Source organism: Bordetella genomosp. 7 (assembly GCF_002261415.1).
Classification (GTDB): domain Bacteria; phylum Pseudomonadota; class Gammaproteobacteria; order Burkholderiales; family Burkholderiaceae_B; genus Bordetella_A.
Genome location: NZ_NEVI01000014.1, coordinates 187637 through 209259 on the forward strand (window position 1 = coordinate 187637; position 21623 = coordinate 209259).

At 66.2% G+C, this 21623-nt stretch carries 16 protein-coding genes and 1 tRNA gene; 2 read left to right on the forward strand and 15 right to left on the reverse strand.

The genetic code is table 11. The features are described from left to right. Nucleotides 1-6: 6 nt before the first annotated feature. The 10 genes from CAL18_RS07850 to CAL18_RS07895 form a co-directional block, all read right to left on the reverse strand. Nucleotides 7-6777 carry an autotransporter outer membrane beta-barrel domain-containing protein gene (locus tag CAL18_RS07850; RefSeq protein ID WP_212589927.1) on the reverse strand — a complete coding sequence of 2257 codons (6771 nt, stop codon included), beginning with the start codon at nucleotides 6775-6777 and terminating at the stop codon, nucleotides 7-9. Between the two features lie 280 nt (nucleotides 6778-7057). Continuing rightward, nucleotides 7058-7134, reverse strand: a tRNA-Pro gene (locus CAL18_RS07855). Between the two features lie 78 nt (nucleotides 7135-7212). Further along, nucleotides 7213-7620: a MerR family transcriptional regulator gene (locus CAL18_RS07860; RefSeq protein ID WP_026637982.1), complete on the reverse strand. Its 408-nt coding sequence runs from the start codon at nucleotides 7618-7620 to the stop codon at nucleotides 7213-7215. A 58-nt stretch (nucleotides 7621-7678) separates the two neighbouring features. Then, on the reverse strand, nucleotides 7679-8011 hold the full coding sequence (locus tag CAL18_RS07865) for an integration host factor subunit alpha (RefSeq protein WP_026637983.1): 333 nt from the start codon (nucleotides 8009-8011) through the stop codon (nucleotides 7679-7681). Nucleotides 8012-8029: 18 nt separating this feature from the next. After that, entirely contained in the window at nucleotides 8030-10447 is a 2418-nt protein-coding gene (gene pheT, locus CAL18_RS07870; protein WP_026637984.1) for a phenylalanine--tRNA ligase subunit beta, read from the reverse strand. Nucleotides 10448-10460: 13 nt separating this feature from the next. Further along, complete coding sequence (pheS, locus tag CAL18_RS07875; protein ID WP_094796636.1) at nucleotides 10461-11483, reverse strand: phenylalanine--tRNA ligase subunit alpha; 1023 nt, start codon at nucleotides 11481-11483, stop codon at nucleotides 10461-10463. A 142-nt stretch (nucleotides 11484-11625) separates the two neighbouring features. Then, complete coding sequence (rplT, locus tag CAL18_RS07880; protein WP_026637986.1) at nucleotides 11626-11985, reverse strand: 50S ribosomal protein L20; 360 nt, start codon at nucleotides 11983-11985, stop codon at nucleotides 11626-11628. Nucleotides 11986-12000: 15 nt separating this feature from the next. Then, complete coding sequence (gene rpmI / locus CAL18_RS07885) at nucleotides 12001-12198, reverse strand: 50S ribosomal protein L35 (RefSeq protein WP_012249552.1); 198 nt, start codon at nucleotides 12196-12198, stop codon at nucleotides 12001-12003. 212 nt (nucleotides 12199-12410) lie between these two features. Further along, nucleotides 12411-13937: a YifB family Mg chelatase-like AAA ATPase gene (locus tag CAL18_RS07890; RefSeq protein ID WP_026637987.1), complete on the reverse strand. Its 1527-nt coding sequence runs from the start codon at nucleotides 13935-13937 to the stop codon at nucleotides 12411-12413. A 94-nt stretch (nucleotides 13938-14031) separates the two neighbouring features. Then, nucleotides 14032-14304 (reverse strand): accessory factor UbiK family protein, encoded by a 273-nt coding sequence (locus tag CAL18_RS07895; protein WP_026637988.1) that lies wholly within the window; start codon nucleotides 14302-14304, stop codon nucleotides 14032-14034. A 631-nt stretch (nucleotides 14305-14935) separates the two neighbouring features. Between CAL18_RS07895 and CAL18_RS07900 the strand changes: the two genes are divergently transcribed. Beyond that, a complete protein-coding gene (locus CAL18_RS07900) occupies nucleotides 14936-15274 on the forward strand; it encodes a P-II family nitrogen regulator (RefSeq protein ID WP_026637989.1) in 339 nt (112 codons plus the stop codon). Nucleotides 15275-15309: 35 nt separating this feature from the next. After that, on the forward strand, nucleotides 15310-16548 hold the full coding sequence (amt, locus tag CAL18_RS07905; RefSeq protein WP_026637990.1) for an ammonium transporter: 1239 nt from the start codon (nucleotides 15310-15312) through the stop codon (nucleotides 16546-16548). 131 nt (nucleotides 16549-16679) lie between these two features. On the opposite strand, the gene CAL18_RS07910 is transcribed toward amt, so the two are convergent. The 5 genes from CAL18_RS07910 to CAL18_RS07930 all read right to left on the reverse strand — a co-directional run bounded on the left by CAL18_RS07910 (nucleotide 16680) and on the right by CAL18_RS07930 (nucleotide 21484). Next, a complete protein-coding gene (locus tag CAL18_RS07910) occupies nucleotides 16680-17417 on the reverse strand; it encodes an ABC transporter ATP-binding protein (RefSeq protein ID WP_026637992.1) in 738 nt (245 codons plus the stop codon). Further along, entirely contained in the window at nucleotides 17414-18217 is an 804-nt protein-coding gene (locus CAL18_RS07915) for an ABC transporter ATP-binding protein (protein ID WP_026637993.1), read from the reverse strand. Before CAL18_RS07915 ends, CAL18_RS07910 begins: the two co-directional genes overlap by 4 nt. Beyond that, the gene (locus tag CAL18_RS07920; RefSeq protein WP_094796638.1) at nucleotides 18214-19299 is read right to left on the reverse strand and encodes an ABC transporter permease subunit; all 1086 of its coding nucleotides are present in this window, start codon (nucleotides 19297-19299) and stop codon (nucleotides 18214-18216) included. Before CAL18_RS07920 ends, CAL18_RS07915 begins: the two co-directional genes overlap by 4 nt. Then, nucleotides 19296-20225 carry a branched-chain amino acid ABC transporter permease gene (locus CAL18_RS07925; protein ID WP_026637995.1) on the reverse strand — a complete coding sequence of 310 codons (930 nt, stop codon included), beginning with the start codon at nucleotides 20223-20225 and terminating at the stop codon, nucleotides 19296-19298. The genes CAL18_RS07920 and CAL18_RS07925 overlap by 4 nt, the downstream gene beginning before the upstream one ends. 113 nt (nucleotides 20226-20338) lie before the next feature. Beyond that, complete coding sequence (locus CAL18_RS07930; RefSeq protein ID WP_026637996.1) at nucleotides 20339-21484, reverse strand: branched-chain amino acid ABC transporter substrate-binding protein; 1146 nt, start codon at nucleotides 21482-21484, stop codon at nucleotides 20339-20341. Nucleotides 21485-21623: the final 139 nt, after the last annotated feature.

Sequence of the window (21623 nt, forward strand, 5' to 3'; positions counted from 1 at the left end):
GGCCTATCAGAACGGCACCATAACCTTCAGCGAGCCGCGGTGGCTCTGGGTATGCGATGAAAACTCGCCGTCGTACTGCAGGCGGAAATCGATGCCGCCGGCGTGCGACACTTGCAGGCCCGCGCCGATCCGTCCGATGACATCATCCATGGGCACCGCGGTCTCGAACGACCCCGACCCGGCCGGCGCGCCCTGCAGATGCGCGTTGACCGTGTATTCGTCCTCGGACAGGAACGAAACGCCCCCATACATGTACGGCCGCATGATCGCGCCGTTGCCCAGCGGCACGCGGCCCCCGACTTCAAGCGTCGGCGACAGGCCCATGACAAACTGGTTGCTGCTGTCCACGTCCAGGTGCAGGTCGTTGCGCGATTCGCTGTAGCCCGGCATGTGGGTATAGAACATATCCACGTCGACATACGGCTTCAGGTAGAACTGTTCCGAGGCGAATGTGCGTGCGGCGCGCAGGCGCAGGGCAGCGCCATACACGTCCAGGTCTGCGCTGGCCTGGCTCTGCAGTCCCGGGATACGGATGCGGCGGTCGATGTCGTACTGGCCATAACTGCCGCTCAATGCCGCCGAGAACGTCCACGGCCCGGCTTCGCGCTTGAGCACCAGCCCGGCATAGCCGCTGTCGCCTTTGCCGCTGACGCGGCCGTCGTCGCCGCGCATGTGCGTATTCTGGTAGGCCACCGAGCCCCCCAGGAACCAGCCCGGGCTCACCTGCTGCTGCCCGCCGAACTGGTACGTGACGCCGTCGAACGAAAAGCCCGATACGCCGCCATCGCCGTCCTGGTTAGTGTTTACGCCAGACACCTGGCCCCACGCGCAGTTCTGCTCGCCCGTGAACGCATCGGCACCCTGGAATACCGGGCACGACATCATGGCGCCCGTGAAGCTCGCCATGCCGGCCTGCATCTGCGCGGCCGGCGCTACCGCCACGCCGGGCGACAAGTCGGCCAGCCGGCTGGAATAGGTATCGCTGCCCTGGCGCGAGGCCTTGTCCAGCACCGCATACAACGGCGCCATGGCGGAATTGCCGCCCTTGCTCCAGGTGTCCTGCACATGGCGCGCCACCGCCCGGGGATTGTCGGCCAACCCCATCGACGGCGACGCGAAATCGGCGTTGGCGGCTTTTACACGCACGTTCTTGCCATCCAGCCTGGCGGCGTAATCGATCACGGGGCTGTCCAATGCGTCGGGCACACCGTGTACGTTGCCCTCGAGCGTCGCGACGACGAGTTCCCGATCGGGAAGCAGCGCAGTCGGCCGCACATCGATCTGGCCATCCAGGCGCGTATCGCCCTGCACGACCATGCGAGGCGACTTGAGCTGCTCAAAGTCCACCACGGCCCGCAGGTACCCTCCCGATTGCAAGTTGAAGTCTCCGGCAACGGCCAGTTCGTCGAACGATCCCGGCCTGCCTATGCCCACCACGCCCGCGTTATTGATGTGGGCCTGGTACAGCGTGGCGTCGCTCAGCGTGCCGGTGGCGGCGTTGTACGCCGTGCATGCAATGCCGCCGGTACCGTCGGCGCATTCGATATTGCCCAGTATCGTGCCGGCGTTGTTGATAGTCAGCGAGGCCGTGTCGGCGGCGGCGCTGGCCAACCCGGCGCCGTTGCCCCCCAGCGCGGCGCCGTCATGATTCACGGCCGCACCTCCGGCCCCAGCAACGATTTTGCCGGTTCCGTTCACGTTCAGTGTGTTTTGCCGGCTGCCGACCAACCACACCGCATAACCATCAGGCCCCGCACCGCCGGTGACTGTGCCGCTGACGTTCACGGTGACAGCGCCCGATCCTTGCGGGCCGGCGCTTTGAGCAAAAATGCCGGTCGAGCCTTCGCCTTGCGCACTGACACTACCGGATTGATTGACCGTGACATCGTTGCCGTAGCCCGTACCGCCGATGGGCGCCGTACTGCCCGCAAAGCCGCTTTCGGCACTGCCGCCCAGGCCTCCGCCGCCGCCGATGGACTGCGCGATGATGCCGAAGGCATTGATGCCGGATGTCCAGATGTCGCCGTCCGCGTTCACGGTAACGACACCACCGTCGCCGTCGCCGCCAATTTCACTGCCATCGTGCGCAGCGGCGGTCCAGTCGTCCGCGCCCAGCTGTATGCCCACGGATGTATCGCCCGCGATTCCGCCGCCTCCGCCGATGGATTGCGCAACGAGGGCGTGAGATCCGGCGCCATGCGTCGCCAATACACTGCCCGCGTTCAAGCCCAAAGTTAGCGTGCCGCCATTTCCTGCTGCGCCGCCGCGCCCGCCCAGGGCGACACTGCTCAGGTTGCCGGCCGCGCCAGCGCCACCCACACCCCCGCCGCCGCCTATGGTTTGCGCCAGCAGGCCATGGGCGCGATCGCCGTTAGTCTCGATGTTGACACCCAGGGTCACATCGATCGTGCCGCCGTTGCCCGCCGCGCCGCCTTTGCCGCCTACCGATACCGAGATGGCATGGCTGTTTTCTTCAAGCAGCTTCGACGCGCTGTTGCCCGCGCCACCGATGCCGCCGCCGCCACCGATGGATTGCATGGCCAGCCCCACAGACTCGTCGCCCCGGGTCGATGCCGCCAACCATCCGGCCGTGCTGCCATTGATAGTCCGGATGGCGCCACCGTCGCCGCCCGCGCCTGCGTCGCCGCCATGTGATCCGCCTACCGTCAGGGTGCCTGTGGCCTGGTCAGAGCCATCGCCTCCCAGGCCTCCGCCCCCGCCGACGCTTTGCAGCAAGGCAGCGTAGGCGTGATACCCCTGTGTAGAGATGCTGTCGTCATGCGAGCCGTCGAAGCTGAAAACGACATCGCCGCCGTTGCCCGCCGCCCCGCCATGGCCCCCCAGCCCGATCAGCACATTTGCCTTGACCTTGCTGCCAGAGGCCGTGGAAGATCCGCCCGCGCCGCCCCCGCCTCCAATGGACTGCGCGACCAGGCCATCGGCCCAGTCGCCAACCGTGGCGATCTGCCCGTCGAAGGCCACCTGCACTTCGCCGCCGTTGCCACCGGTTCCACCGTGGCCGCCCAGGTCTACACCAAATTGGTACGTCGACCCCGAATCATCGAGCCGTTGCTGGTTGTCGTTATAGATGCCGATGCGATCCAGGATGGAGTGTGACGACGCATCGGCGCCGAGCGACCCGCCCAGCCCGCCGCCCCCGCCAATTGATTGCAGCAGCACGCCATCTGCATCGCCCCCTTCGGTGCGGATGGCGCCGCTCAGAACGGCGTTGACAGCGCCCCCCTGGCTGCCCGAGCCCCCGTGCGCGCCCAGACCCAATTGCAGGCGGCCCGAAGGTGCGTTGTCCATTCCCGCCGACAGGCTCAAGGTGCCGCCCTGCGATGCGCCGCCGCCTCCGCCGATCGACTGCGCGACAATACCGCGCGACCCGGAACCCAGGGTCCGGATAACGAAATTGGGATTCAGCGTAATGTCGACTTCGCCGCCAGTGCCTCCCGAACCGCCCGTGCCCCCCAGCGCGATGCTCAGCTTGACGTTGGCAGGGCCGCCATGGGTGTAGGCATCGCTGCTGCCTACGCCGCCGTTGCCGCCCCCGCCGCCGATCGACTGCGCCAGCACGCCATTGGCGAAGTTGCCGTACGTGGTAATGCTGGACCAAGGAAGCACGCTGGACGCAGGAGGCAACGGCATCGCGCCGGGCGCAGGCGCATACGCACTGCCGCTGTCGCCCAGCGCGATGGTCACGGCGCCGCCATTGCCGGCCGCGTCCCCGGCGCCGCCCAGCGACATGCCCATCTCGGCCGAGATGGTGGTTTCATCGCCGAGTATGGTCGACAGCGCCGAAGAATCGCCGCCGTTGCCGCCGCCTCCTCCGATGGATTGCGCCACGATGGCGTGCGAGCCATCGCCCAGAGTGCCGATGGACGAGCCATTCTGCAATACGACTTCGGTGACGCACGAACTTTCGCCCGCCGGGCAGGCGTGGCCGCCGGCGCCGCCGTTGCCGCCCATGGTCGCCTGGAAATTGAACGCCAGCGACTCGCCTTCGCCTGTGGGGACAGCAATGACCATATCGCTGGCGCTCGAACTGCCGCCGTTGCCCCCGCCTCCGCCGATGCTTTGCGCCAGAATACCGAAAGAGTCATTCGGCGCGTAGGTTTCGGGGTCGGCCGACGCATAGTCCATGCCGGTAGCAATAAAAGAATTGCTGAGATTGACGATAGCCGAGTCGCCCGTGTTGCCTTCCCCGCCGCTGCCGCCCAACACCACAGCGGCATTGAACCCGATTGACGCGTCGTAATAGCTGGCCGAGCCGCCATTGCCGCCACCGCCCCCGATCGATTGGGCCAGGATGCCGGTGGAATGAGCCCCGCCTGTGTTGATATTCAGGTTGGTGTAGCCCACCTTGACCTCGTCGGATACGCCGCCGCCGCCGCCCGTGCCGCCCATCTGCAGGGCCACGAACGACAGGGCGCTGACATTCGTGACGCTGCCGCCGTTGCCTCCGCCGCCGCCGATACTCTGGGCAATGATGCCCGGGGCATAATCGCCATGGGTGTCGATCGCGGACGCCGAGTAAGAGGCCCAGCCATTCGCGCAGCCGCCATGATTGCTCAGGCAGACCGAGCCGCCATCGCCGCCCCCGCTGGCGCTGCCGCCTATGGCCACCGATACGACCGCCGATGCCGTGAACGTGTCGCCGCCGTTGCCGCCACCCCCGCCTATAGACTGTGCCAGCACTGCGGGGCTGTACTGGCCTGCAGTGGAGACAGAGCCCAGGTCATTGAGGATCACGCTCGCGCCGTCGCCGCCAGCGGCCCCGGCGCCGCCCACGCCGACCACGCCTTTGCTGTCGCCGCCGCTGCCGCCGCCGCCGCCGATCGATTGCATGACGATGCCGATGGATGCGTTGCCGGCGGTAGTGATGGTTCCCGTATTGCCCATGACCACTTCGCCGCCGGAAGACCCGGTAGAGCCGGCCGCATTGCCTCCCACGCTGAGCAGGCCCGTAGCGCTGCCCGAGGCGCCGCCTCCGCCGCCGATGGATTGACCCACCATGCCGTGTGCGTTGTAGCCCAGGGTGCCGATGGTGCCCGAGTTGTTCATGGTTACCAGGTTGGCCGTGCCGCCGCCGGCGCCGTCGCCGCCCAGCGCGACCGCGGCCGAGGTGTCCGCGCCACCGGTTCCGCCGCTGCCGGCGATGGATTGCGCCACCACGCCGAACGCGTGGTCGCCCGTGGTCTGGACCGAGCCGGCGGTCGTAATGGTGACCGCGCCCGCGTCGCCGCCATTGCCGCCATTGCCCCCCTGGCCGCCCAATACCGCGACAAAGTCGCTGCCGGTGCCACCGCCGCCACCGATAGACTGCGCGATGATGCCCGAGGAATACATGCCTGATGTGGACACAATGCTGTTGCTCTGCGTGGTCACGTTGACGGTGCCGGCCGCGCCGCCAAAGCCGCCCCCGCCTCCCTGCCCGGCCAGGGCCGTGCCGTCGTCGGCGTCGCCCCCCTGCCCGCCCAGGCTCTGCGCGGCAATAGCGGGAAGATTATCGCCGCGGGTCGTCACGCTGGCGCCGGAATACAGGTTCACCGTGACGGCGCCGCCCATGCCGCCATCGCCGCCCCAATGATCTTTGGCGGGGCCCTTGCCGCCCTTGCCGCCGACGGCGCGCGCCGCGATGCCCGCCCCTTCGACCGCGACATCGGGATCGGACCCCGCCAGGTCCAGCAGCACAGTGCCGTAGGCATCCACCGTGACCTTCTGGGTCCAGCCGTCGCCGTCGCCGCCGCCGTCACCCCCGTTGTCGCTGTTGTCGGGGTTGTTCGGATTGGCGCCATTACCGTCTGCGCCCAGGCTTTCCGCTTTGATACCGAAGATTTTGCTATTTTCGTATAGCTGCCAGTAGCTGCTGGTTGAGCCCCGATGCGTGACCTGCACCGTGCCGCCGGTGCCGGCATTGCTGTTGTAGTCGCCTCCCGCGCCGCCCAGCGAACGCGCGGCCAGCGCCATCCCCGTGCCCGACGTTTTCAGGCGCGTATCGCTGCTGCCCATATTGACGATGCCGCTGTCGATTATGGTGACCGTGCTGGCGTTGGCGCCGTCGCCACCCACCTGGTCGCCATAGTCCAGGGCGGGGTCATTCTGGTCTCCGCCGCCGCCGCCCTGGGCCAGGGCATTGATGCCGAACAGGCCACCATTCGAGGGCACCGTGCCGTCTATGGTCAGTTCGCCGGTGTTGGTGATGGAGACCGCCTGCGCCAGGCCTCCCGGCCCGCCGTTGGAGTTGTTGTTGTCGTTGGTCAGGTCGCCCTGGCCGCCCAGTGATATCCCGCTAAGCAGGCCGTTGATGGATCCCTGTTCTTGCGTCGTCGCCGTGAGCGAAATATTGGCGGTATTGTTGATCGTTACATAACCGCTGGCGCCGGCCGAGCCTTCGTCCACGCCGGCGCCTCCGATCGATGCCGCCGTCACTACCCCCAGCTGGTAATCGTAGTCGTCCAGGGGCAGCCACGTGCCGGCATCCTCGCTGAACGAGCCGCCGTTGGTGGTGATGGAAACTGGCGGCCCGCTGTCGCCATCCTTCTCGCCACTTTTGTCCTCGCCCGCATCGCCCTGGCACACGGAATAGGCGTAGCCATAATTTCCCGCGGGAATGTTTTGCGTGGAGCCGCCCTCGCACCAGTAGTCGGCCTGCGCGCCGCCGGGCAGGCCGACTGCGCAGGTTCCCAGCGCGGACATGATCGCCAGCCGCAGTGCGCCTTGGCAAGAGAGCCTGGCCGCTACACTGCCTCGATGCACGGAATTCTTGTTCATGTTGTTCTCGCTTCGTGGGCACGGCGGATTCTCGCAACGCAACGCGCCGCCGGCGTGGAACTTCTACGAACGCGATTTTGTTGTTCGAGTTTGTGGCGAACAAGAATTTTTCGACGAAATTAGCTATTTAGCCGACGAAATTGCGCCTGGCGGCGCACATGGGCGGCGACTGGGCCCACGGTCATGGCACTGAACCATCGCGGCAGCGCTCGCAAGCGCGTAAAAAGACAAAGGGCTTACATGCCAAAAGCATGTAAGCCCTTTTTTACCGCTGTATTTCTGGTCGGGACGGCGGGATTCGAACTCGCGACCCCTTGCACCCCATGCAAGTGCGCTACCAGGCTGCGCTACGCCCCGAAAGAACGAGAGTATATCAGAACAAAAAAAAACCTGCATCGCATGAGGCAGGTTTTTTTATCGATTGCGTCCCGTGCGTCAGGCGGGTTTGTCTGCCGTGTGCGCGGCACCCAAGGCTTCGCCCAACATGGCCGACACATTGCCCAGTTCGGCTCGTAATGCCTGCAGTTCGGCGGCGCTCAGGCGCACCGCGGCGTCTTGGTCGTGCGCAAGATCGCGCGCATCACCCAGGCGATTGCGCGCACCGCTGATCGTGAAGCCTTGCTCGTAGAGCAGCGAGCGGATGCGACGGATGAGCAGCACTTCGTGGTGCTGGTAATAGCGGCGGTTGCCGCGCCGCTTCACTGGCTTGAGCTGCGTGAATTCCTGTTCCCAATAGCGCAGCACGTGCGGCTTGACCTGGCACAGGTCGCTGACTTCGCCAATGGTGAAGTAGCGCTTGGCGGGAATCGGGGGAAGTGCGGCAGTGGTTTCGGGACGAGTCATGTCAGGATTTTATGCCGGGCAAGGGCGGCATTCCGATAACAATTACCGACAAAGGGTATCACTCCCTGGTGCTGTCGGCACCTTGGACCGGATCGGCCTGCTCGACAGCGCTTTTCAGTTTCTGGCTGGCGTGGAAAGTCACCACGCGCCGGGCCGCGATGGGAATGGTTTCACCGGTCTTGGGATTGCGGCCGGGACGCGGTGGCTTGTTGCGAACCTGGAAATTGCCGAAGCCCGACAGCTTCACGGGCTCGCCGCGCGCGAGCGCATCGCGTATCTCTTCGAAGAACGTGTCGACAATGTCCTTGGCTTCACGCTTGTTCAGGCCCACCCGCTCGAACAGCAGTTCGGCGAGTTCGGCCTTGGTAAGGGTGCGCGGCTCGGGAAGCATGGAAGTCCCCTATTCGAGTCAGGCGCGCTGCCGCGCGCCATGGGCGCTGGCCAGCGCCTGGTTGATACGTGCCAGGCAATCGGCCACGCGAGCTTCGTCCAGCGTGATCTCAGTGTCCTGTAGCCAGAAGCGAAAGGCAAGGCTTTTCTCGGTAGCGCGGCGGCCGTCTGCCGGCCGGTCGCGCCACACGTCGAACAGCCTGGCTTCCTGCACCACCGCCAACTGCGGGTCGGCCGCCACCGCGGCGGCCACCGTGTCCAGCATGGCTTGCGCACTGACCGACAGATCAACCCACAGGGCCAGGTCGCGCACCACCACGGGCTGGCGCGACAGTTCGCGCACCTGCGGCAGGCTACCCTGTGTCAGCGCCTGGACTTCGAGTTCGAACACCACCGGCGCGTGCTGCAGGTCGGATTGCTGCGCCCAGCGCGGATGCAGCTCGCCGATCCAGCCCACGGGCTGGCCATCGAGCAGCACGCGGGCGCTGCGCCCCGGATGCATGGCGGGATGGACAGCGGGCTCGAATCGCAAGCGTGCCGCGCGCACCCCGAACAGCGCCTGCACATCCATCTTGACGTCGTAGAAATCGACGTGGCGGGTAGGCACGCCCCACTGCTCTTCAACAGCCGGCCCCCAGGCCGCGCCGGCCAGGTACAGCGGCTGGCGCACGCCGGCCACTTCGAGCGGGCCATCGGGTTGCGCAGCGTCGCGCAAGAACACCCGGCCCAGTTCAAACACGCGCACGCGCGTCTGCTTGCGATTGGCGTTGTAGCGAATATTGGCGACCAGCCCGGCGATCAGGCTGGAGCGCATCACCGACAGATGGCTGGCGATGGGATTGAGCAGGCGCACCGGGTTTTCGTTGCCCGCGTAGTCGCGTTCCCAGGCTTCTTCTACGAAGCTGTAGTTGACGACTTCTTGATAGTCCTGCGCTGCGGCCAGGCGGCGCAACGTGTGCGGGCCGCGCCGTGCTTCCGGATGCGAGAACATCTGCGCCCGCGCCACCGGCGGCACATCGGGCAGGCGCTCGAAACCGTAGATGCGCGCAACCTCTTCGATCAGGTCTTCTTCGAGCAACAGGTCAAAGCGGTAAGACGGCGGCTCGACGATGAAGTCGTCGCCGTCTGTCCGGTGCGGCAGGCCCAGGCGGGTGAAGATCTGCGTCACTTCATCGTGCGGCACTTCAACGCCCAGCACGCGGTGGCAACGCGACAGGCGCATGCGAACCGGTTCGCGGCTGGGCAGGCGCGCCACCTGGTCGTCCACGGGGCCAACCTGGCCACCGCAGATGTCGACGATCAGCCGCGTGATGAATTCCAGGTGCTCGGGAATGCTGGCGTAATCGACGCCGCGCTCGAACCGATGGCTGGCCTCGGAGCTGAACTTATAACGGCGCGCACGACCGGCGATGGCCTCGGGCCACCAGAAGGCCGCCTCGACATAGATGTTGGCGGTATCCAGCGTGACCGCCGTGGCCTCGCCCCCCATGATGCCGGCCAGGCTTTCGACTTGCTCGCCCGCCGCCACCACGCCGACCTTGCTGTTGAGCTCGACCGTCTGCCCGTTGAGCAGTTCAAGGGTTTCACCGTCGCGCGCCCAGCGCACCTGGATGTCGCCATGGATCTTGTCCAGGTCGAACACGTGCGAGGGGCGGCCGAGTTCCAGCATGACGTAGTTGGAGATATCGACCAGTGCGGACACCGATCGTTGGCCGGCGCGCTCGAGCCGCGATTTCATCCAGGCCGGCGTTTGCGCGCGCGCGTTCACGCCCCGGATCACCCGGCCGGCAAACCGGCCGCACAGATCGGGCGCCTGGATGGTGACGGGCACGCGATCCTGCAAGGTGACCGGCACGGGCTGCGCGGCGGGCACCGACAGCGGCGCGCCCGTCAGGGCGGACACTTCGCGCGCCACGCCCAGGATGGACAGGCAATCGGCGCGGTTGGGGGTGAGCTTTAGCGTGAACAGGGTGTCGTCGAGGTCGAGCGCCTCGCGCAGCGGCTGGCCGGGCTTGAATGCATCGGGCAGTTCGAGCAGGCCCCCATGGTCTTGCGACAGGCCCAGCTCGCGCGCCGAGCACAGCATGCCCGAAGACGGCACGCCGCGCATCTTGGCCACGCCGATTTTGATTCCGCCCGGCAGCTCTGCGCCCACGCGCGCCAGCGGCACCGTCAGCCCCTGCGCGGCATTGGGCGCGCCGCACACGATCTGCAGTGGTTCGCCAGAGCCGTCATCGACCTGGCACACGCGCAGCTTGTCGGCATCGGGATGCGGGGCAATCGACACGATGCGCGCCACCACCACGCCCGCGAACGGCGGCGCCACGGGCGCGGTTTCTTCGACTTCCAGGCCGGCCATGGTGAGCCGGTGGGCGAGCTCGTCGGTTGCGATATCGGGATTGACCAGGGCGCGCAGCCAGGATTCGGGAAATTGCATGATCAGCCGTCGGTTATTCGTTGAACTGGCGCAGGAAGCGCAGGTCGCCTTCGTAGAATTGGCGCAGGTCGTTGACGCCGTAGCGCAGCATGGTCAGGCGCTCGAGGCCGGAGCCGAACGCGAAACCGATGTAGCGCTCGGGATCGAGGCCGAAGTTGCGCACCACTTGCGGATGCACCTGGCCCGAGCCGGATATCTCCAGCCAGCGCCCGCGGTTGGGGCCGGACGTGAACATCATGTCGATCTCGGCCGAAGGCTCGGTAAACGGAAAGAACGACGGGCGAAAGCGCACGACCAGGTCGTCGCTTTCAAAAAAGCGGCGCAGGAAATCGGTGTAGACGCCCTTCAGGTCGGCAAAGGAAATGTCTTCGGCGATCCAGAGCCCTTCTACCTGGTGGAACATCGGCGAATGCGTCGCATCGCTGTCGACACGGTAGGTGCGCCCCGGCGCGATGACCTTGATGGGCGGCTTGTGCATGCGCGCATAGCGCACCTGCATGGGGCTGGTATGCGTGCGCAGCAACAGCGGCAGGCCGTCGCCGTCCTGCAGGTCGACGTAGAACGTATCCTGCATGGACCGCGCCGGATGGTCCAGCGGGTTGTTCAGGGCCGTGAAGTTGGTCCAGTCGTTCTCGATCTCGGGGCCGTCCGCCACGTCGAAACCGATAGAGCGGAAGATGTCTTCGACGCGTTCCCAGCTGCGCGCCACCGGGTGTATGCCGCCGGGCGCGCGGCCACGGCCGGGCAGCGTGACATCGATGGTTTCAGAAGCCAGGCGGGCGTCCAGCTCGGCCTGCGCCAGCTCGGCGCGGCGCTGGTTCAGCAGTGCTTCGATCTGCTGCTTGGCCTGGTTGATGCGCGCCCCCATCTGGCGCTTCTGTTCGGGGTCGAGCTTGGCCAGCCCCTTGAGCAGCATGGTCAGTGCGCCTTCCTTGCCCAGAAAGCGCGCCTTGGCGTTTTCCAGGGCGACGGCGTCCTGAGCCGCGGCAAAGCGTTCTTTGGCCTGGGAAACCAGGTCGTCAGCCAATAGAGTCATGGATTCACAGCCTAAAAACAACGCCCCCACGCTGAGCCTTGCTTGCTACCCGTGGGGGCGTCCTGCCTGGGGGCGGCCCGGCGGCAAAACGCAAACGGGGCCTACAGCCCCGTTTGCAGCAATTGCGCGATGCGATGCGCGATCAGGCAGACAAGGCTGCCTTGGCCTGCTGCACGATGGCGGCAAAGCCGGCCTTGTCGCGTACGGCCAGGTCGGCCAGCACCTTGCGGTCGAGTTCGATCGACGCCTTTTTCAGGCCGGCGATGAACACGCTGTAGCTCATGCCCTGCTCACGCACGGCGGCGTTGATGCGGGTGATCCACAGGGCGCGGAAGGTGCGCTTCTTGTTGCGGCGGTCGCGGTAGGCATATTGCCCGGCGCGCATGACTGCCTGCTTGGCAATGCGGAACACATTGCCGCGGCGGCCGCGGTAACCCTTGGCAGCGGCAATGACTTTCTTGTGACGGGCACGGGCGGTAACGCCACGTTTAACGCGAGGCATAGTGGATCTCCTTTATCAAGCGAAAGGCATCATGGCCTTGACGGAGGCCACGTTGGTTTCATGAACCGCCGCCGAACCGCGCAGCTGGCGCTTGTTCTTGGTGGTTTTCTTGGTCAGGATGTGGCGCTTGAAAGCCTGGCCACGCTTGATGGATCCGCTGCCGCGAACCTGAAAGCGCTTGGACGCGCTTTTCTTGGTTTTCATCTTGGGCATGATGATTCCTACTTGTTGATGATTACATGAACCTCAGGTGCTTGTGCATAGACAAGGCTTGCCATACCCGGGCCCACTTCTGGTGCTTCAACTGCTGGGGTACTACAAAACTACTTCGCTTCTTTTGCCTGGTAACCCGAAACCACTGGGGCCATCCAAGAAAAGCCCTTGATTATAAGGCGATTTTGGCGCCGTTGTCGAACGGCGCGCGCCTACCGCAAAGTGCACCGGTACTGAAGCGCCTCGGCAACGTGCCGGACCAGGATGAGCGGCTCGCCGTCCAGGTCGGCCACGGTACGCGCCACCCTCAACGCGCGATGGGTGGCCCTGGCCGAACCGTGCAGGCGACGCATGGCCTGCTGCAGCAAGGCCCGGCCGTCGGCGTCCAGCGCGCAGCTGGCTTCCAGGGCGGCGCCTTGCAGGCCGGCATTGGGGCCGCCCTGGCGCCGTTCCTGCTGTTCACGGCAGCGGGCCACTCGCGCGCGCACCGCCTCGGACGGCTCGCCCGGCGGGCCATCCAGCCACTCGGGCGCCGCGGCCGGCAATTCTATGGACAGGTCCAGGCGGTCGAACAGCGGGCCGGATATCCGGCCCAGGTAACGTGCCACCTGGTCGGGCGTGCAATGACAGGGACGCGCGGGGTGGCCCCGCCAGCCGCATGGGCACGGATTCATGGCGGCCACCAGCTGGAACCGCGCCGGGTACTGTACCGCGTGACGGGCGCGTGCAATGGCCACGCGGCCGGTTTCCAGGGGTTCGCGCAGCGATTCGAGCGCGCGGCGCTCGAATTCGGGCAGTTCGTCCAGGAACAGCACACCGTGATGGGCCAGGCTCACTTCGCCCGGGCGAGGCCGCGAGCCGCCGCCGATCAGCGCGGCGGCCGTGGCGCCGTGATGCGGCGCACGGAACGGCGGCTGGCCCGACAGCGCCGCGGCCACCCCTTGCTGCCCCACCAGGCCCGCCACGGCGGCGGCTTCCAGCGCCTGGGTGCGCGACAGCGGCGGCAAAAGGCCCGGCAGGCGCTGCGCCAACATGCTTTTGCCGGCTCCCGGGGGCCCCACCATGAGCAGACTGTGCGCCCCGGCAGCGGCCACCTCGAGCGCGCGGCGCGCCATGGGCTGCCCCCGCACGTCTGCCAGGCAGGGCAACGGGCCGGCGGGCGGCCACGCGCCAGGTTGCGCCTGGGGCAGCGGCACGGTGCCGGCCAGGTGGGCCGCCACGTCGGCCAGCGTCGCCGCCCGCAGCACACGCAGCCCGGGCACCCAGGCCGCCACTTCGGCGCTGCCTGCCGGAAGCACCAGCGCCGCCGCGGGCTGTTCGCGCGCCACGGCCAAGGCCAGGGGAAGCGGCGCGCCCACCGGCACAAGCGCCCCCGTCAGGGAAAGCTCGCCGGCCAGCACCAGGTGTTGCAGGCCCGCGGGCGCCGCGGCCCCGTCCGGCCCCGGCACGGCCACCTGGCCCGACGCGAGCAGCACGCCCAGTGCGATCGGCAAGTCGAAACGGGCCGACGCCTTGGGCAGATCGGCGGGCGACAGGTTGACCGTGAGGCGGCCATTGGGAAATTCGAAACCGCTGTTAAGAATGGCCGCCCTCACCCGTTCGCGGCTTTCGCGCACTTCAGTGTCGGGCAGGCCCACGACGGTAAAGGCCGGCAGGCCCGGCCCCAGGTGCGTTTCGACTCGCACAGCCGGCGCCTCTGCGCCACAGAGGGCCCGGCTGGCAAGGATGGCAAGAGTCATGGCGGTTGCGTATGGAAAACCGCCAGTATGCAAGCACGGCCGCAGCCCGGAAGGCCCGCCGTGCCGGGATTGTCACGCCAAGCGCGGCTGGCCCTCAGGCATCGGCCTGGGACGAGGGGCCGCCCTCCAGCGCGGCCACGCGCGCTTCCAGTTGACGCACCTGCGCATCGAGCTGATCAACCCGCTCGCGCGCGCGTGCCAGCAACTCGGCCTGCACATCGAATTCTTCGCGCGTGATCAGGTCCATCCGGGTGAACGCCTGGCCCATCATGGCCTTGACGTTGCGTTCGAGATCGGCCGCCGGGCTGCGGGCGATCAGGTCGGACAGGTTCTTCTGAAAATCTTCAAGCCACTGCGTGCGGTTCATGACATCCTCGCATTCATGTTCGGTGCCTACAGTGTAGACGCGAACCTGTTCTGCACGCGCCCAAAAAAATGGGCGGGCCGCAAGCGGCGCCGCCTCAAAGCACAGGAGAAAACCGAATCGCCACCGGGCGACTCCCAGAAGCAATCACACCCGGAGGTGCTGGCCGCATCCACATGCGACATGGCTTGATTCTTCCCCAGGGCGGCGCGCGCCACAAGCGGCGTCATGTAATTCCCCGTATCAGCGGCCTGATACATCTATGACCAAATTCGGGCCAATTCTGACACTCCGAATGCCGTCGGAAATGCGTGCTTTGCACGCCCCTCAAGGGAAAACGCCCACCCCCCGCCCAAAGGGTCGGCCGCCCGCGCCACGGTGCCGCCCCCCTCCTCGCGCAGCAATTCGATACAACAAACTTGTTCCATCAATATTCTGTTGCAGGTCGCCCCGGTCAGGTGCGATGCCCCAATGTGGGGCATAGCGGTGGGCACGACTGCACCGCCATGGCGCGCCGCGCAAGCGCTGGCCGCCCTGCGTCCCTCTCTGCGCGACGGCCGTGACCCCGCGGCCAAACATGGCATGGATGTTGCTTGATTGTGCATGCCTATGTGCAACCAAGAGAGGAATTGCCATGAAACTCATCATCGCCATCATCAAGCCTTTCAAGCTCGACGAAGTACGGGTGGCGCTATCCGGTATCGGCGTCCAGGGCCTGACCGTAACGGAAGTCAAGGGATTCGGCCGCCAGAAAGGCCACACCGAACTGTACCGGGGCGCCGAATACGCGGTGGACTTCCTGCCCAAGCTGCGGGTCGAGGCCGCCGTGCCCGACCATCTGGTCGACCAGGTCATCGACGTGATCGAACAATCGGCCCGCACCGGCAAGATCGGTGACGGGAAGATCTTCACCGCGCCCCTGGAACAGGTAATTCGCATCCGGACCGGCGAATCCGGCGAGGCCGCGCTGTAAACAACGATAAAGAAAGATGCATTGGAGCCTGAAAAATGGATAAAGCGGATATCTCCTGGTTGCTTGTTTCCACCCTGCTGGTATTGATGATGGCCGTGCCGGGTCTCGCGCTGTTCTATGGCGGGATGGTGCGCAGCAAGAACGTACTGTCCGTGCTGCTGCAGGTGCTCTGCACCTTCGCCCTGGGCATCGTGCTGTGGTTCGTCTATGGTTACTCACTGGCCTTTACCGAAGGCAACGCGTTCTTCGGGGGCCTTTCGCGGGCGTTCTTCTCGGGCATGTTCACGCCGGCCGACGGGTCGTACGCCATGTCCGGCACCCTGACCGAACTGTTGTTCGCATCGTTCCAGGCCACCTTCGCGGGCATCACGTGCGCGCTGATCGTGGGCAGCTTCGCCGAGCGCGCACGGTTCTCGGCCGTGCTGGTCTTCACGGTGATCTGGTTCACCTTCGCCTACGTTCCCATCGCGCATATGGTGTGGTTCGCCTCGGACACGGCGCCCGGCCTGCTGAATGCGCGCGGCGCGCTGGATTTCGCCGGCGGCACGGTGGTGCATATCAATGCAGGCATCGCGGGCCTGGTGGGCGCGTATGTGGTGGGCAAGCGGCTGGGTTATGGCCGTGAAGCCATGCAGCCGCACAACCTGTCGATGACCTTCATTGGCGCGGCCCTGCTGTGGGTGGGCTGGTTCGGCTTCAATGCGGGTTCGGCGCTGGCCGCCAACGGCGGCGCCACGCTGGCGTTCTTCAACACCATGATCGCCACGGCGGGCGCGGTGCTGGCCTGGCTGTTTACCGAATGGGCCGTCAAGGGCAAGCCTTCGATGCTGGGTGCGGCCTCGGGCGCCATCGCCGGCCTGGTAGGCATCACGCCCGCCGCCGGCCTGGTGGGCCCCGGCGGAGCGTTGGTCATCGGCGTATCCGCCGGCATCATTTGCGTGTGGGGGGTCAACGGCCTGAAGCGCATGCTGCGCGCCGACGACGCCCTGGATGTATTCGGCGTGCATGGCGTGGGCGGTATCGTGGGCGCCTTGCTGACCGGCGTGTTCAACGCGCAAGCGCTGGGCGGCCCGGGCCTGGAAAGCGCCGGCCAGATCCTCGGCCAAGTGTGGGTGCAGCTCGAGGGCGTGCTGCTGACCATTGTGTGGTCGGGCGTGGTGGCCTGGATCGCGTACAAGATCGCCAATGCGCTGTGCGGCCTGCGGGTTCCCGAAGACCAGGAGCGTGAGGGCCTCGACGTCACCAGCCACGGCGAATCGGCCTATCACAGCTGATCCGCATCATCTGCCAGGGCCTTGGGGCCCTGGCACTGCCGTTTGCAACGCCGCGCCTGCGGCGTTGCTGTTTTTCGCGGCCGAGGCCGCCGCGAAGCGACCAGCCAAGCCACCCGCGCGGGCGCTGCGGGTCAGGCGGTTTCCTCGGTTTCGCCCAGGTAGGCCGCGCGCACTTTGGGGTCGGTAAGCAGTTCGCGCGCCGGCCCCGACAGGGTCAGCGACCCGGACTCCATCACGTAGCCGCGATGGCTGTGTTCAAGCGCCAGCCTGGCATTCTGCTCGATTAGCAGGATCGTCACGCCTTCGTCCGCAATGGCCCGCACCACTTCGAAGACTTTCTCCACCATCAGGGGCGCGAGCCCCATCGAGGGTTCGTCCAGCAGCAGCAGCCGTGGCCGCGCGATCATTGCGCGGCCCATGGCCACCATCTGCTGCTCGCCGCCCGACAAGGTGCCCGCGGGCTGCCTGCGCCTTTCGGCCAGGCGCGGAAACAGCGTGAATACGTGCTCGGTATCGCGGCGCACCTGGGCCGCGTCGCGACGCACGTAGGCGCCCATGGCCAGGTTTTCTTCAATGGTGAGCTGGCCGAATATACCCCGCCCTTCGGGCACCATGACCAGGCCCTGCCGCACCAGTTCGAACGATTTTCGACCCTTGATGGACTGGCCGTCATAGACAATATCGCCGTCCGATGGCGGCACCAGTCCGCAGATGGCCCGCAGGGTCGTGCTCTTGCCGGCGCCATTGGCGCCGATCAGGCACACCAGCTCCCCGGCATTGACATGCAGGTCGATGCCGCGCACCGCGCGTATTCCTCCATACGCGACCGCCAGGCCGCGCAACTCAAGTAAAGGCTGGGTCGCGCTCATGATGCTTGCTCCGATGATTGCGCGGGCGCGTCGTGGGCCGCGCCCGCGCCCAGGTAGGCCTCTATCACCTTGGGGTCGCGCTGCACCTGGGCGGGCCTGCCTTGCGCGAGCACCTTGCCGTATTCCAGCACCAGCACCCGGTCGCACAGCCCCATGACCAGTTTCATGTCGTGTTCGATCAGCAGCACGGTGATGCCGTCGGCGCGGATCTTCTCGATCAACTGCCGCAGCACCAGCGTTTCGGACGCGTTCATGCCGGCAGCGGGCTCGTCCAGCGCCAGCAGCTTGGGCTCGGTTGCCAGCGCCCGGGCGATCTCCAGGCGCCGCTGGTCGCCATACGACAGCGAGCGCGCCACGTCGTTGGCGCGCGCCGCGATACCGACGTATTCCAGCAGTTCGTGCGCGCGACGCTCGATGGCCGCCTCTTCGGCGCGCTCGGCGCGCGTGCGGAAAATGGCGCCCAGCACCCCGGCGCCGGTGCGCACGTGCCGTCCGATCATCACGTTCTCGATCGCGCTCAGGTTGGCAAACAGACGGATGTTCTGGAAGGTGCGCGCCAGCCCGGCCTGCGCCACTTCGTGAGGCTTCAGGCCGGTAAGCGCGGAACCGTCGAACATGCAGCGGCCTTCCTCGGGGATATACAGGCCGGTCAGCACGTTGAACAGCGTGGTCTTGCCGGCGCCGTTCGGGCCGATCAGGCCATAGATTTCGCCTGCCTGTATGTCGAAGCTGACATCGCTCAGGGCGCGCAGGCCCCCGAACCGCTTGCCCAGGCCTTCGGCTTTCAGGATAGTGCTCATGCCTGGCCTCCGGTCTGGGTGGTGAGTTCGCGCTTGCGCACCGCCGAAGGCCACAGTCCGGCTGGACGGAACAGCATGACGCACACCATGGCCAGGCCGAACAGCAGCATGCGGATGCCTTCCGGATCGAGCACCACTTCGCCGAACACCAGCCGTTGCAGGGGCTCGACCACCGCGCGCAGAAACTCCGGCAGCGCGGCCAGCAGAATGGCGCCGAGGATCACGCCCGGAATATTGCCCATGCCCCCCAGCACGACCATGCACAGCACGGAAATGGATTCGGTCAGGCTGAAGCTTTCCGGGCTGACGAAACCCTGCATCGAGGCAAAAAGCGAACCCGCGATGCCGCCGAACGAGGCGCCCATGGCAAACGCGAGCAGCTTGATGTTGCGGGTATTGATACCCATGGCCTTGGCCGCGATCTCGTCTTCGCGCACGGCCTCCCATGCACGGCCGATGCGCGAGTTCTGCAGGCGCACGCACACCAGAACAATCAGCAGCGTCAGGCCCAACAGCAGGTAGTAGTACTTTTCCGGGCCGGTGATGCGCATGCCCAGTATCGACTCGCTGCGGCCGAACATGAATTCACCAACCTTGAAGCCGTCGATGCGGTTGATGCCCTGCGGGCCGTTGGTGATGTTTACCGGGGCGTTGAGGTTATTGAGGAAGATGCGGATGATCTCGCCAAAACCCAGCGTGACAATGGCCAGGTAATCGCCGCGCAGCTTCAGGGTGGGCGCGCCGAGCAGCACGCCGAACAGGCATGCCAGCCCCAGGCTGATGGGCAGGATGACCCAGAACGGCAAGTGCAGGCCGAAATGCGGCGAAGCGAGCAGCGCCCACGTATAGGCGCCGACGGCATAAAAGGCGATGTAGCCCAGGTCGAGCAGCCCCGCGAAGCCCACCACGATATTCAGGCCCAGCGCCAGCATCACGTACAGCAGAGCGAAGTTGAGTATGCGCACCCAGCTCTGCCCTGCCGCGCCAAGCACGAAGGGCAGCACCGCCAGCGCCACGCCGATAAGCACGACGCCCACCAGCATGCGGGGCGACAGGCCGTGTTTGTTCAGTGCCGCCTTCATGCGCGGTCTCCCACGCGCTCGCCCAGCAGGCCGGACGGGCGGAAGATCAGCACCATGACCAGTACCACGAACGCGAACACGTCCTGATAGTGGCTGCCCAGGAATCCCCCGGTCAGGTCGCCAATGTAGCCGGCTCCAAGCGCTTCGATGATGCCCAGCAGCAGGCCGCCGGCCATGGCGCCCGCCAGGTTGCCGATGCCGCCCAGCACCGCGGCGGTAAAGGCCTTCAGGCCCAGCATGAAACCCATGGTGTACTGCGCCACGCCGTAATAGGTGGTGACCATCATGCCGGCCACCGCGGCCAGCGCCGAGCCGATCAGGAACGCAGCCGAAATCACGGTATTGATGTCCACGCCCATCAGGCCGGCCACCTCGCGGTTCTGTGCGGTGGCGCGCATGGCCGTGCCCAGGCGGGTCTTGTGCACGACCAGCAGCAGCGCGCCCATGATCAGCGCAGCGATCACCACGATGGCGATCTGCAGCGAGCTCATGCGCGCCCCGGCCAGTTCATACACCTGGGGGTGCAGCACCTGCGGAAAATTCAGGTAGTTGCGGCCCCACACCATCATGGCCACGTTCTGCAGGATGATGGACACGCCTATGGCGGTAATGAGCGCCGCCAGGCGCGGCGCGCGGCGCAACGGCCGGTACGCCAGGCGCTCGGCCGTCCAGCCCACTCCCATGCACAGCGGCACCGACACCAGCAGGCCCGCGCCCAGGACCGCGAACGCGGACACCGTGGGGTCGCCGCCGACCAGCGCCGCCGCGATCATGGTGGCCGCCATGGCGCCGATCATCACGACGTCGCCATGGGCGAAGTTGATCAGTCCGATGATGCCGTACACCATCGTGTAGCCCAGCGCCACAAGCGCATAGACGCTACCCAGCGTCAGGCCGTTAATGAGTTGTTGAATGAAGATGTCCATAAGGCCCGGGCTCGACAGGTGCTCATTGAGAGAAACGCCGCACGGCGCGTACGCGGTGCCGCGCCGTGCTCACGCGCGCACGGCCGTCCCGCGCGCGCATCCCGCCGGCTCGCTCAGTCGGCCTGGCTTACCATGGTCTGGACCATTTCCCACTTGCCGTTCTTGACCTGGTAGATGGTGACCGAGACCTCTTTCAGGTCGCCCTTGGAGTCATAGGCGATGTGTTCGCTCGTGGCGCCTTTGCGCTGCAGCTGCGCAAGCTTGGGCAGGTAGTCTTCCGGATTGGCCGAATCGGCTTGCTCGATGGCGGTGATCATGTTCCAGGCGCCGTCGTAGGCATAGGGCGCGTAGACGCCGGGCGCCTTCTTGAAGCGGGCTTCGTAGCGCTGCGCGAAGTCTTTGCCGGCCGCCATCTGCTCCAGCGGCACGCCCGCCAGCGACGCGTACGTGCCGTCGGCCGCGTCGCCCGCCAGCTTGATGAAGGTATCGCTGCGCGTCATCTCGCCGGACACCAGCGGCGCCTGGATGCCCAGGCGCACGAGCTGCCGCTTCATGGGGCCAGATTGCGCGTCCAGGCCGCCATAGAAAATGGCATCCGGGCCCGCGGCCTTGATGTTGGTAAGAATGGACGTGAAGTCGTTGGCCTTGTCGGTGGTGTACTCGCGGCGCACGATCTCGCCGCCGGCCTTCTTGACGGCCTTTTCGACTTCGTCGGCCAGGCCCTGGCCGTAGGCCGTGCGGTCGTCGATGATCGCGACCTTCTTGGCATTGAGCTTCTCGACAATGAACTGCCCCACCGCAGCGCCCTGCTGGGTGTCGCTGGTCATCATGCGGAAGGTCGTGTCGTAGCCCTGGCTGGTATATTCCGGCGAGGTCGCCATGGCGATCTGCGGCAGCCCGGCCTCGTTGTAGACGCGCGACGCCGGAATGGTGGTGCCCGAGTTGAAGTGGCCGAGAATGCCGTCGACGTCTTCGTCGACCAATTGCTGGGCCACTTGCACGGCGGTGCGCGGGTCGGCCTGGTCGTCGCGCGACACCAGCACGAATTTCGCGGTCTCGCCATCGACCTTGATACCCTTCTTATTGGCCTCTTCGAGCGCGAGCGTCAGGCCATTTTGCATGTCTTCGCCGTAGTGTGACTGCGGGCCTGTCAGGGGCGCCGCAAAACCGAACTTGATTTCTTCGGCGTGCGCGGCGCCGGCCACGCAGGCCGCGGCGAAAGCGGCCAGCAAGGCCGGGCGGGAAAATGCGGATTTCATGTGAACCCTCCTGTGTGAATGGGGCGATACATTTGCCTGACGCGCTTGTGGCGCGGCAAGCTAATCATTGTCGACCTGAAATGCGCGGGCGGTCAGCCCGGGCAAGTCCGCAGTGGCGGGCTGCCTGAAAGTTGCACCG